The 2,911-nt window shown below is 71.8% G+C and carries 2 protein-coding genes; one reads left to right on the top strand and one right to left on the bottom strand.

Translation table 11 applies throughout. From position 1 onward, the window contains the following. Positions 1–2,559, bottom strand: a 2,559-nt coding sequence (gene pepN / locus ACYVE9_RS21350; protein WP_461029504.1) for an aminopeptidase N, incomplete at its 3' end; no start/stop codon positions are given. Between the two features lie 162 nt (positions 2,560–2,721). Here pepN and ACYVE9_RS21345 point away from each other — a divergent pair. Continuing rightward, positions 2,722–2,911: hypothetical protein (locus ACYVE9_RS21345; RefSeq protein WP_461029503.1), on the top strand; the 190-nt coding region annotated here is incomplete at its 3' end.

Below are 2,911 nucleotides of genomic sequence, written 5' to 3'. Positions count from 1 at the left end.
GGCCGCCCGGGCGCGCAGCGCCCGCTCGACGCCCGCGCGGGACTCCGTCACCAGGCGGCGCAGCCCGGCGCTGACGTCGGTGGTGTCGCGCAGCCAGGCGTCCGTGGCGTCCAGCGTCTGCTGGGAGACCTGGAGCGTCGGGTAGAGACCCACCGCGATCTGCTGGGCCATCTCGTGGCTGCGCGCCGACCACACGTCCCGGAGCACCTCGAAGTAGCGCTCGGTGTAGGGCGCCAGCAGCTCTCGCTGGTCGGTCTGCACGAAGCCGCCGATCACCGCCTCCTGCACGGCGTTGGGCAGCTTGTCGGACTCCACCACCTGCGCCCACGCCTCCGCCTTGGCCTCCGGCGTCGGCCTGGCGGCGCGCGCCGTGGCGGCGTGCCGCTCACCGGCGGACGTGGCGTCGCGGGCCAGCTCCGCGGCGATGGCCTGCTCGTCGGCCCGGCCGGTGGCGGCGAGCCGCTCCAGCAGCGCCCAGCGCAGCTCGGTGTCGACCGCCAGGCCCTCGACGGTCGTGGAACCGTCCAGCAGCCCGGCGAGCAGGTCCAGCTGCCCGGGGGTGCGCGCGGTCACGGCGAAGGCACGTGCCCAGGCCAGCTGGTGGTCGCTGCCCGGCGCGGCGGCCCGCAGCTGCCGCAGGGCCTCCTCCGACCAGGTGGCCAGGCCCTGCTCGCGCCAGTCCGGCGCGGCGTACAGGTCCAGGGCCAGCTTCACCTGCCGGTGCAGCGACTGGACCACGCCGATGTCGGACTCCTTGCCGATGCCGGACAGCACCAGCGACAGGTAGTCACGGGCGGCCAGCTCGCCGTCCCTGGTCATGTCCCAGGCGGAGGCCCAGCACAGGGCCCGGGGCAGCGACTCGGTGAAGTCGCCCAGGTGCCGGGTGACGGCGTCGAGTGAGTCGGTGTCCAGCCGGACCTTGGCGTAGGAGAGGTCGTCGTCGTTGAGCAGCACCACGGCGGGGCGGCTCCGGCCGGTCAGCTCGGGCACCTCGGTGCGCGCGCCGTTGATGTCCAGCTCGATCCGGTCCTGCCGGACCAGGTTGCCGTCCTGGAGGTCGTACAGGCCGACCGCGATGCGGTGCGGTCGCAGCGTCGGCTCGCCCCGCGCGCCGGTCGGCAGCGCCGGTGCCTCCTGGCGGACCGCGAACGAGGTGATCACACCGGCGTCGTCGGTGCTGATCTCGGGCCGGAGCACGTTGATGCCGGCCGTCTCCAGCCACGCCTTCGACCAGGCCTTCAGGTCGCGCCCGGAGGTCTCCTCCAGCGCGCTGAGCAGGTCGGTCAGGCGGGTGTTGCCCCAGGCGTGGCGCTTGAAGTACGCCTGCACGCCCCGGAAGAACTCGTCCTGGCCGACGTACGCGACCAGCTGCTTGAGCACCGAGGCGCCCTTGGCGTAGGTGATGCCGTCGAAGTTGACCAGGACGTCGTCCAGGTCGTTGATCTCCGCCATGATCGGGTGGGTGGAGGGCAGCTGGTCCTGCCGGTAGGCCCAGGTCTTCATCTGGTTGGCGAAGCTGGTCCAGGCGTGCGGCCACCTGCTGCCCGGCGCGTGCGCCTGGCACGCGATCGACGTGTACGTGGCGAACGACTCGTTCAGCCACAGGTCGTTCCACCACTCCATGGTGACCAGGTCGCCGAACCACATGTGCGCCAGCTCGTGCAGGAGGGTCTCGGCGCGCATCTCGTACGCCGCGTCCGTCACCTTGGAGCGGAACACGTACTCGTCCCGGATGGTGACAGCGCCGGCGTTCTCCATCGCCCCGGCGTTGAACTCGGGCACGAACAGCTGGTCGTACTTCTCGAACGGGTACGGGTGGTCGAACTTCTCCTCGAACCAGTCGAAGCCCTGCCGGGTCACGTCGAAGATGGCGTCCGCGTCCAGGTGCTCGGCCAGCGACGGACGGCAGTAGACACCCAGCGGCACGCTTCGGCCGTTGCCCTCCCAGGTGCTGTGCACGCTGTGGTAGGGGCCGACGACCAGGGCCGTGATGTAGGTGGAGATGCGCGGCGTCGGCGCGAAGCGCCACACGGTGCCGCCGTCCCCGGACGGTTCGGGCGTCGGCGAGTTGGAGACGACCGTCCAGCCGGCCGGTGCCGTCACGGTGAACGTGAACGTCGCCTTCAGGTCGGGCTGCTCGAAGGCGGCGAACACCCGCCGGGCGTCCGGCACCTCGAACTGCGTGTAGAGGTAGGCCTGGTCGTCGACCGGGTCGACGAAGCGGTGCAGCCCCTCACCGGTGTTGGTGTAGGCGCAGTCCGCCGTGACCGTCAGCTCGTTGGAGCCCTCCGCGACGGACGGCAGCGCGATCCGCGAGTCGGCGTACACCTCGGCCGGGTCGAGCGCCTGCCCGTTCAACTCCACCGCGAGGACCTCGGGTGCGACCAGGTCGATGAACGTGCCGGCTGCCTCCCGCGCGGTGAAGCGCACCCGGGTCACCGACCGGAACGTCCCGCCCTCCTGCGCACCGGAGAGGTCCAGCTCGATCTCGTACGAGTCCACAGCGAGCAGCCGCGCCCGCTCCTGCGCCTCGTCGCGGGTCAGATTCTTCCCAGGCACCTTGTGTGTCTCCCTCATCCGGTCTTCCAGCGGTGCGGCCATCCTTCCACGCCGCCGACGCCGCGCCCCGGTTCCCCGGGAGATGAACGGTGGATGAGCGCGACGGCACCGGAAGACGAGCGAAGCGTGGCGGTCGCGAAGCAGCCCTCGCCCATCCGGGTGATGGCAGCTGTGCGTTCCGGTGTCGTTCAGCCACAGGTCACCACCGGTGCCAAGGATTCCGGTGGGGAGCGACCGCTCCCCGAGCCAGGCGCCGCGTTCGCACTCGGGGAGAGACACTCCATGGCCCGCAGCCCCCAGCCCGCCCCCGCCGCCCCCAGCCGCCGCTCGCTGCTCACCGCCGCCGGCGCGG

The organism is Streptomyces sparsus (assembly GCF_054776295.1).
The sequence above is the reverse complement of the archived record's forward strand: the minus strand, read 5'-3'. Positions and strand labels throughout refer to the sequence as shown.